The following is a 7,895-nucleotide window of genomic DNA, read 5'->3' as shown; positions in this document are numbered from 1 at the left end:
GGCCACGTTCTCCGCCGTCTCCGGCATGGAATCGGTGCCGTACTGCTTTTCCATCTGCGGGTTGACGAAGCGCCAGCCTATCGTGGTGTCATACATCTCGGCATTGCGGTCAAAAGCGCTTGTCGCCTTGCCCATGACGAACGGGGCACGGGACATGCTCTCGACGCCACCGGCAATAAAGAAATCACCCTCGCCGGAGCGGATCGCGCGGGCCGCCGCGTTCACCGCTTCCATGCCGGAAGCGCACAGCCGGTTCACCGTCGCGCCCGGAACCTCGGGGGAAATCCCGGCAAGCAGCAGGGCCATGCGGGCCACGTTGCGGTTATCTTCACCGGCCTGGTTGACGCAGCCGTAATAGACATCGTCCAGCGCGCTCCAGTCGACGGAGCCGTTCCGCGCCATCAGCTGCTGGATCGGATGCGCCGCGAGATCGTCCGCGCGCACGGAAGACAGGCTGCCGCCATAGCGGCCGATTGGGGTACGGATTGCGTCACAGATGAAGGCTTCGGTCATGGAGGCGGCTCCCAAATCTCTTTTTTGCGAAACTCAATTTCGCAGCTTATTGTCGGTGCAGTATGCACAGCCTAATATCCCGGTCAATTTCCAGTCGGGAAGCATAATCATGCCGACCGCGCGGCTCAGCGCGGCAACTTACTCAAGGGGGAATTATCCGTGTCCGTCGTCATTCTCGATCATCCGCGCGACCGCGAGGAAAACGATCACATTGCCGTTGTCCGCATCAACCGCCCGGACGCACTGAACGCGCTCAATCTGGAAGTCCGTCAAGAGCTGGCCCGGGTGTTCCGGGAGCTGTCCGATGACGATAACGTGCTGGCCGTGGTGCTGACCGGCGACGAGAAAGCCTTCGCCGCTGGTGCGGACCTGAAGGACATGGCGGACCGGACAACGGTCGAAATGTTCCACCGCAAGACAGAACGGCTCTGGCAGAACATCGCCGATTACCCGAAACCGGTAATCGCAGCGATCAACGGCTACGCGCTCGGTGGCGGGCTGGAGCTGGCGATGCATTCCGACATCATCGTCATCGGCGAGAATGCCCAGGTCGGGCAGCCGGAAGTCCGCGTCGGCATCATGCCGGGCGCCGGCGGCACCCAGCGCCTGACCCGCGCCGTCGGCAAGTTCCAGGCCATGCGGCTCTGCCTCACCGGCCGCCCGATCGACGGCAAGGAAGCCTTCGCCATCGGCATTGCCAGCCAGGTGGTGCCGGACGCCGAAGTCTTCGAGACCGCCTACAAGATGGCGAAGGATATCAGCCGGATGCCGCCAATTGCGGTACAGCAGATCAAGTCCGCCATCATCCGCGGCCAGGACGCGTCGCTGGAAACCGGTATGGCGCTGGAGCGGGCCATGTTCCAGGGCCTGTTCGCCACCGCCGATCAGAGCGAGGGCATGCATGCCTTCGTCGAAAAACGGCGCCCTATCTTCAAGGGGGAATAAGACTCATCAAGGAGCGGCGGGCGGCGGCACCGGGAGGTTAAGTGCCACCATCCGCCGATCCCCACGCCACGCCAAGGAGATCCCTGAGGCGTGTACCCCTGATCATATCCTTTCCGATGGCATTTCCCAACTCGCGGTAGGCTTCGAACTGGGACGGATCGAAGAACTGGTCCGATGTCGGCTCATGCGGGAAAGCGGGATGGTCCGCCTTGTATCCCCGGCTCTCCAGACTGAGGCCGTCGATCATGGTGGCTTTCACATAGATCAGGATACCGATCTCCTTGCCGGCCCCGGCTTCGACTTCCGGATAGGTCACCGTGCCGATGATGTAGCCATGATCGGCACGCATCGCCTCGACCGGAAATCCCGTGGGGCGCTGCGGGACGAGGCAGGAAAGACGATTGCGCCAATGGTCGTAGCCATCGTCCTGGTCAGACGGCGATGCCCTGCCGGTCTGCGCGTCATAGGCCTCCTGGCTCCAGAACGGGCGGCCGAAATCCACTTCCACGCCGAAATCCTGGCTAACTTTCCGGACGGTGTTCTGCACATCGCCGAAACCGAAGGCCGGATCCGCGCCCGCGTCGGAAATCAGGATCAGCTTGCAGCGCCGCCGCACAAGCTCATAGATCGCCAGATTCTCGAAATGCCCGCCGTCACTGAGCTGGAACCATTTCCCGTGCCGGTCAAACGCTGAAGGACTGAGTTCCACTTTCATATTATCGAAATGGTTCGGCTTTCCGGCAAGCGGTGCCAGCGTGTTATAGGCCGCGTTCCGCACCGTGTAGCCCAACCGGATGTTCAACAGGTTCATCAGCCAGGAAACCGCGCGTTTCCGCGTCTGGCCGGTTCCCGCCCAACCGGAGTTCGGGTGCGCGGCGGCCCCGGAGATCGTCATCGCGGTCGCGAGCGTCATATCTCCGCCGGAGAAATCCCCGGTCGGATGAAACCCGCCCGCGTCCCCGCCGCAGTAAATCCGGGACATGACAAAATTGTCGCCGCCGCGACGGCGTAAAAGCGCGTCATCCGAATCCACCAGGATCAGGTTCGTATTCACCAGGTGGTAATTGGAAAGACTACCCGGATCGCAGAGATCGCGTAGCTGCGCCTCGTTCGCCCCGGGAGCGGGCCTGACCTGGTTGCCCGCGATCGCCGACTGCATCGGCATGAAAGCCTCCATCAGGCGATCGCGGTAAAAGCGGTGAATGGATATGTAGTTGGTGTTGACCACATATCCCGTCAGCAGCGCCAGAACGACAAAGCAGGCAAAGACGATATCGCCCGGCTGCTCCAGGTTCCCTCCCTCGCGGACAACAATGGCGATGCCGCAGGTCAGGATCAGGCTGCCGACAAGGATCAGGACGGCAATGGCCGGCAGGAGGATATCCTGAACAATCGGGTTCTCCGATTTCCGGGCAGCGGCAAGGCCGGTTGCAATACCCGTCAGCATCGTCCCGGCCCCCGCACTGCCAAAGCTCCCGATCGAGCCGAAAAAGAGTGCCGCCACATAAGGCAGCACTCCAATGCCGATGAACAGCAGGCTGCATGGAAGCAGATATTTGCCCGTGACCTCGAACTGGCGCCTGCTCCGGTAGGAAAAGCGCACGAACGCCCCCTCTCCGCCAACGGCCGAGGCAAGCGAAAAGGCAATCGACAACACGGCGAAGACAAGCAGCAGAAACATCCCGGCCATGACCAGAACTTCATGCAGATTGAGGTAGCCCGGATTAAGCAGCTCCCGGATACGCGGAGGCCCGCTTTCGTGCGCGCCTGAATTCGTGACCAGCGAAAGAAGGTCCGTCCATCCATGCACCGGCCAGCCAAGCTGCAGGAACACGAACAGAAGCGTGAAGAGAGGCACCCAGACCAGCAGATTGAGGAAGATGCCCCGGACAACCACCGCAAGGCCGGACAGGATTGAGATGTCCTTATTCGGCGCCAGATATTCCGCATGCTCCCTGAGATAGCGCAGCATGCCTCTCCAGTGCCTTGGGTCGGAGCGGTCCTTCGGCTCCGCCGTGCCGTAGGGGAAGTTGTGGCGGTCCAGCCCGTAATGCTCCCCGCCCTTCTCCCTGAACTTCTCGCTCAGCAGCCAGGTCAGGGATGCACCGATATAGCCCCCGCCGGATACGGTAGAGAGGTAATCGAAGTGTTTCAGGAGGTTTTCGCGCGCCAAAGCCTGCAACAAACCAAGCGCAAAAGTTGCAGAGCGCACACCGCCGCCGGAAATAGCCAGCCCCGTCCGGCTCCCTTCCAGGTCCTGGATTGAAGCCGCCGCATCATAGGGCTGGGACGGGGGCGGAGATGGGGGCGGAGATGGGGGCGGGAGCGACACCTCATCCAGATCGTCTGGCTGTCCCTCGCCCCAGAAATCCTGTCTGGAAAATTTCTCCGCCCCCGGAACGCCGCCGACATCCTTGCGCCGGGTGTCCAGATGAGCATCTTCAAGAGCATAGACCTGACTGTTGCGAAAGTCCTCGCCGCGCATCTCGTCCTTGGTGCGCGACAGGATTGGATCGAAGCTCTTCGCTGACGTCATAGCGCCCTCCATCAAGCATCTTTATGATGGAGGAGAACAAAGGTTTATGCAATCTAAACGGGATTAATAATTATAAATGCCCGTACCGTCTTAGATTTTCACGACGAGCTTGCCGAAATGCCCGGCAGCCCGCATGGCGTGGAAGGCATCCCGTGCATCCCCGAAGGCGAACGTATCGCTGATCACCGGCTGCAGAGCATGCTGCGAGATAGCGGTATTCATTTCCTCGAACATCCGGCGGGAGCCGACATAGATACCCTGCAGCCGAATCGATTTGCGCATGATCATGACCGGGTCGATCTTGCCCCCGGTCAGAACTCCGATCAGGCCGATGCTCCCGGCGATCCGGGTTGAGGCTATCGAGCGTTCCAGCGTCCCCGCCCCGCCGACCTCGACCGTGTGATCAACGCCCTTGCCGTCCGTCAGCTCCAGAACTTTTTCCTGCCATTCCGGATGGCTGCGGTAATTCACCGTTTCATCCGCGCCCATTTCTTTCAGGCGCGCGATCTTCTCGTCGCTGGAGGAGGTGCAGATCACTCTCACCCCCATCATCTTGCAGAACTGCAGCGCAAATACCGAAACCCCGCCTGTGCCGAGCAGCAGCACGGTGGAGCCGGCCTTGACCTGCCCCACTTCCACAAGGCTGTGCCACGCGGTCAGCGCGGCACAGGGCAGCGTCGATGCCTCCTCGTAGCTCAGATGCTCCGGCATGGCGACCAGGCCGTCCTGCCTCAGCACGCGATACTCGGCCAGCATGCCGTCGATGGTGCCACCGAGCGCCTGCGCCGCCCATTCCGGTGTTGTATGCCCGTCGATCCAGCCCTGAAAGAAACAGCCGCAGACCTTGTCTCCGGCCTTCCAGCGGGTCACGCCCGGGCCAATCTCGACCACATCGCCCGCCCCGTCCGAGTTCGGAATGCGCGGATAGGGAATGCCCCGGGGCACCGGTGCTTCAACAGTCGAGAGATCCCGGTAATTGATGGAAGAGGCCCGCACCCGGACCAGAACCTCGCCCGGCCCCGGCTTCGGGTCCGGGTGATCATTCAGGGCAAGAGCGTCAACGCCGCCATCAGAGACGATTTCATAGGCTTTCATGGCAGCAACCTCCGCTTGGTATCAGGATCAGGCGCCGAACCGGCCGCAATCGACCAGCAGGGTCTGGCCGGTCACGGCGCCGTTGGCGCAGAAGAACAACATGGTCTCGGCAATATCCTCCGGCTCGACCATGCGGCCCAGCAGGGAATTGGCGACCGATGTGTTCTTTCGCTCTTCAGGCCAGCCGTCCGTCCAGGGTGTTCTCACCAGACCGGGCGCGACCGCATTCACCCGTACTTCGGGAGACATCGCCTTCGCAAGGTTCTTCGTCAGGTTCATCAGCCCTGCCTTCGATGCCGCATAGGCAATCGAGCTGCCAATGCCGCCGAAGGCCGCGATGGAAGCGGTGTTGACGATGCAGCCCCTACTGTCGGTCAGGGCCGAACGGGCGGCACGGGCACAACGGAACGGGCCGATCAGGTTGGTATTGATGATGGTGGACCAGAACTCCTCCGTCATCGCATCCATATCCTCGAACGGAATCGGATCGAGCGAGACCGGCGTTCCGGCATTGTTGATCAGGATATCAAGCCCGCCGAGCGTCTCGATGGCATCCGCCACCATGCGGTCCGCATCCTTCGGGTCCGCGACATTGCCGGGAATGGCATGCGCCTTGTTCCCGGCCTGATGAAACGCGGCGACGGTTTCCTTGCCGCGCGGGTCGTCGGGCAGATGGTTCACCGCGACTTCCGCGCCGCATTCCGCCAGCAGACGCGCCGTCGCCCGCCCGATACCGGACGCACCACCGGTGACCAGCGCCTTCTTGCCGCTGAGATCAGCTTTCAACATGTCTTATTCCAATTCTCAGTCGTTGCGCCGGACAAGACCAAAGGCCGTGCGGGCCTCGCTCGGATCCGCGACCTCGCCACCGATGCTTTCGATGATCTGCACCGCGCGTTCGACAAGCTGCGCATTGCTTTTCGCCAGCTCGCCCCGGGCCATGTAGAGATTGTCCTCCAGCCCGACACGGGTATGCCCGCCGAGCATGGTTGCCTGGGCCACCATCGGGAATTCGCCACGGGAAATGCCGAAGGCGGACCACATCGCGTCTTCCGGCAGCAGGCTCTTCATGAAGGCCATGCCTTCCGGCGTTGCGGGTGCGCCCCAGGGAATACCCAGGCAAAGCTGGAACAGGGCAGGCGATTTCAGATGGCCTTCCTTGATCAGCTGCTTCGCCAGCAGGACATGGCCGCTGTCGAACACTTCAAGCTCCGGCGTCACACCCAGCTCCTTCGCCCGGTCGGCCATGGCGCGCAGATGCTTCGGCACGTTGACCATGGCGTGCTCGCCGAAATTCAGCGTCGCCACGTCCAGCGTGCAGATATCCGGCAACAGGTCCGCGATATGCTGCATGCGGGTTTCCGGCGCCTTCAGGCTGGTGCCCGCGGCAAAATCGATCGGCTCGACATCGCCCGGAATGAAGCGGCCGCCCGGGCCGGTCGTCAGGTTGATGACGATATCGGAGCCGGTCTCGCGAATCCGGCCCACGGTTTCCCGGTACAGCTCCAGATCCATGCTCCCTTTTCCGGTCTCCGGATCGCGGACATGGATATGCACGACGGCGGCGCCTGCCTTGCCGGCATCCAGCGCCGACTGGGCGATCTGTTTCGGGGTAACCGGCACAGCCGGGCTTTTGCCGCTGGTATCCGCACTACCGGTCACGGCACATGTAATTACGGTCTTCTGATTCATTTCGCTCCCCAGTATCCTGCGCCGTCTGGTTACTCGTTCCGAATTGTGGAAAGATGTTCCACGGCGCTTGTCTCAACTCGCGCCGCATCTTAGGGAAGCCCTCTTTCCGGTGTCCACGCCGGTTCCTGCACAGATTGCCGCCTGCCCGCGCACGAATGCGCCTGTTCCGACCTGATAGAGCCAAAGCAATGAGAAATTTCCAACTCCCCGGACGTTCCCCCGTTTTTGCCCGCAGAGCGGCGATTGCCACCAGCCATCCGCTGGCCACCCAGGCAGGCCTCTCGATCCTGAAATCCGGCGGCAACGCCGTCGATGCGGCCATCGCAGCCTGCGCCGTGATGTGCGTGGTCGAGCCCGCCATGACCGGTATCGGTGGCGACTGTTTCGCGCTCTACGCCCCGAAGGGTGCCAGCAAGCCGATTGCCCTGAACGGCTCCGGCAAGGCACCTGCCGCCGCCACCCTCGCCAAGCTGAACGAGCTTGGCTTGAAGGATGAAATCCCGCTGCACAGCCCGCACGCAGTGACGGTACCCGGTGCGATCGCCGCATGGGCAAAGCTGATTGAGGATCACGGCTCGAAAAGCTTCGCCGAGATCCTGCAGCCCGCCATCGAGTTCGCCGAGCAGGGCTATGTCGTGCATCCGCGTGTCGCCCATGACTGGGTGAATGAAGTGGAAGCGTTGGCTGCCGATCCGGCGAGCGCCAAGAACATGCTGGTGGACGGCAAGGCGCCGAAGGCCGGCACGATCCACAGCCAGCCGCTTCTGGCCGAGACCTTGAAGAAGATCGCCGCCGGTGGCCGCGACGCCTTCTACAAGGGCGAGGTCGCCGAAGACATGGTCGCCAAGCTGAACTCCCTCGGCGGCCTGCACACGATGGACGATTTCGCGGCAGCCGATGTCGAATATGTCGAACCGATCCGGACCGACTACAAAGGCTACGATATCTACGAGATCCCGCCGAACGGACAGGGTATCTGCGCGCTGATGATCCTGAACATCCTTGCAGGCTTCGACATGAAGTCTCTCAGCGAGGCTGACCGGGTGCATGTGATCGCGGAAGCCACCAAGATCGGCTACCATCAGCGCGACCGCTATGTCGCCGACCAGAAATT

Annotated in this window: 7 protein-coding genes; 2 read left to right on the top strand and 5 right to left on the bottom strand. The window is 62.0% G+C overall.

All coding sequences use genetic code 11. From position 1 onward, the window contains the following. Positions 1–513: beta-ketoacyl synthase N-terminal-like domain-containing protein (locus AAC126_RS20880; RefSeq protein ID WP_339857171.1), on the bottom strand; the 513-nt coding region annotated here is incomplete at its 3' end. A gap of 159 nt (positions 514–672) precedes the next feature. Here AAC126_RS20880 and AAC126_RS20875 point away from each other — a divergent pair. Beyond that, positions 673–1,458, top strand: coding sequence for an enoyl-CoA hydratase-related protein (locus AAC126_RS20875; protein WP_339857169.1), 786 nt, complete (start codon positions 673–675; stop codon positions 1,456–1,458). A 37-nt stretch (positions 1,459–1,495) separates the two neighbouring features. Here AAC126_RS20875 and AAC126_RS20870 read toward each other — a convergent pair whose 3' ends face one another. The 4 genes from AAC126_RS20870 to AAC126_RS20855 form a co-directional block, all read right to left on the bottom strand. Continuing rightward, positions 1,496–3,994, bottom strand: coding sequence for a patatin-like phospholipase family protein (locus AAC126_RS20870; RefSeq protein ID WP_339857167.1), 2,499 nt, complete (start codon positions 3,992–3,994; stop codon positions 1,496–1,498). Between the two features lie 90 nt (positions 3,995–4,084). Next, positions 4,085–5,089 carry an NAD(P)-dependent alcohol dehydrogenase gene (locus AAC126_RS20865; RefSeq protein WP_339857165.1) on the bottom strand — a complete coding sequence of 335 codons (1,005 nt, stop codon included), beginning with the start codon at positions 5,087–5,089 and terminating at the stop codon, positions 4,085–4,087. 27 nt (positions 5,090–5,116) lie between these two features. Beyond that, complete coding sequence (locus tag AAC126_RS20860) at positions 5,117–5,878, bottom strand: SDR family oxidoreductase (RefSeq protein ID WP_339857163.1); 762 nt, start codon at positions 5,876–5,878, stop codon at positions 5,117–5,119. Positions 5,879–5,893: 15 nt separating this feature from the next. Further along, positions 5,894–6,781, bottom strand: a complete 888-nt coding sequence (locus tag AAC126_RS20855) for a 3-keto-5-aminohexanoate cleavage protein (protein ID WP_339857162.1) — start codon at positions 6,779–6,781, stop codon at positions 5,894–5,896. A 188-nt stretch (positions 6,782–6,969) separates the two neighbouring features. Here AAC126_RS20855 and AAC126_RS20850 point away from each other — a divergent pair. Further along, the coding region (locus AAC126_RS20850) for a gamma-glutamyltransferase (protein WP_339857160.1) at positions 6,970–7,895 on the top strand (926 nt) is incomplete at its 3' end.

Origin of the sequence: uncultured Nisaea sp. (assembly GCF_963974195.1) — a bacterium.
Lineage (GTDB): Bacteria > Pseudomonadota > Alphaproteobacteria > Thalassobaculales > Thalassobaculaceae > Nisaea.
Note: the sequence above shows the minus strand (reverse complement) of the source record. Positions and strands in the feature narration are given on the sequence as shown.

What these genes read in the sequence shown, in the direction of transcription:
- AAC126_RS20870 (WP_339857167.1), bottom strand. Translation starts at nt 3,994, where the DNA reads ATGACGTCAGCGAAGAGCTTCGATCCAATCCTGTCGCGCACCAAGGAC.
- AAC126_RS20865 (WP_339857165.1), bottom strand. Translation starts at nt 5,089, where the DNA reads ATGAAAGCCTATGAAATCGTCTCTGATGGCGGCGTTGACGCTCTTGCC.
- AAC126_RS20855 (WP_339857162.1), bottom strand. Translation starts at nt 6,781, where the DNA reads ATGAATCAGAAGACCGTAATTACATGTGCCGTGACCGGTAGTGCGGAT.
- AAC126_RS20860 (WP_339857163.1), bottom strand. Translation starts at nt 5,878, where the DNA reads ATGTTGAAAGCTGATCTCAGCGGCAAGAAGGCGCTGGTCACCGGTGGT.